Genomic DNA, 662 nt, shown 5'->3' on the forward strand with positions numbered 1-662 from the left:
TATGCACCCTAGAGGAGTCGAACCTCTAACCGCCTGATTCGTAGTCAGGTACTCTATCCAGTTGAGCTAAGGGTGCTCTTTCCTATGCCGAGGACCGGAATCGAACCGGTACGATTGCTTCCAATCGCAGGATTTTAAGTCCTGTGCGTCTGCCAGTTCCGCCACCCCGGCTCCCTCAAGCGAACGACGGGGTTCGAACCCGCGACCCCCACCTTGGCAAGGTGATGTTCTACCACTGAACTACGTTCGCATCCTTTTCTTCTTATGCCGGCTACATGACTTGAACACGCGACCCTCTGATTACAAATCAGATGCTCTACCAACTGAGCTAAGCCGGCTTATCTTCTATGCGGGTGAAGGGACTTGAACCCCCACGCCGTTAAGCGCCAGATCCTAAATCTGGTGCGTCTGCCAATTCCGCCACACCCGCCTGTGACTATGACCCGTACTGGGCTCGAACCAGTGACCCTTTGATTAAAAGTCAAATGCTCTACCAACTGAGCTAACGAGTCTCTCTAATGTATCTCTATACACTAAAACGGTCCCGACGGGAATCGAACCCGCGATCTTCGCCGTGACAGGGCGACGTGATAACCGCTACACTACGGGACCTATTCTTTCTAGAATGATGGGAGTTAACGGGATCGAACCGCTGACCCTCT

Annotated in this window: 7 tRNA genes; all 7 read right to left on the reverse strand. The window is 52.9% G+C overall.

Annotated features, from left to right (window positions below):
• Nucleotides 1-2 precede the first annotated feature (2 nt).
• The 7 genes from HMPREF2542_RS08275 to HMPREF2542_RS08305 all read right to left on the reverse strand — a co-directional run bounded on the left by HMPREF2542_RS08275 (nucleotide 3) and on the right by HMPREF2542_RS08305 (nucleotide 612).
• Nucleotides 3-76, reverse strand: a tRNA-Arg gene (locus HMPREF2542_RS08275).
• Between the two features lie 9 nt (nucleotides 77-85).
• Nucleotides 86-171, reverse strand: a tRNA-Leu gene (locus HMPREF2542_RS08280).
• Nucleotides 172-178: 7 nt separating this feature from the next.
• Nucleotides 179-250 (reverse strand) — tRNA-Gly (locus HMPREF2542_RS08285).
• A gap of 15 nt (nucleotides 251-265) precedes the next feature.
• A tRNA-Thr gene (locus HMPREF2542_RS08290) sits at nucleotides 266-338 on the reverse strand.
• Nucleotides 339-348: 10 nt separating this feature from the next.
• Nucleotides 349-430, reverse strand: a tRNA-Leu gene (locus HMPREF2542_RS08295).
• A gap of 9 nt (nucleotides 431-439) precedes the next feature.
• A tRNA-Lys gene (locus tag HMPREF2542_RS08300) sits at nucleotides 440-512 on the reverse strand.
• Between the two features lie 27 nt (nucleotides 513-539).
• Nucleotides 540-612, reverse strand: a tRNA-Asp gene (locus tag HMPREF2542_RS08305).
• Nucleotides 613-662: the final 50 nt, after the last annotated feature.

It is taken from the genome of Streptococcus sp. HMSC034B05, from assembly GCF_001809055.1.
GTDB classification, from domain to species: domain Bacteria; phylum Bacillota; class Bacilli; order Lactobacillales; family Streptococcaceae; genus Streptococcus; species Streptococcus constellatus.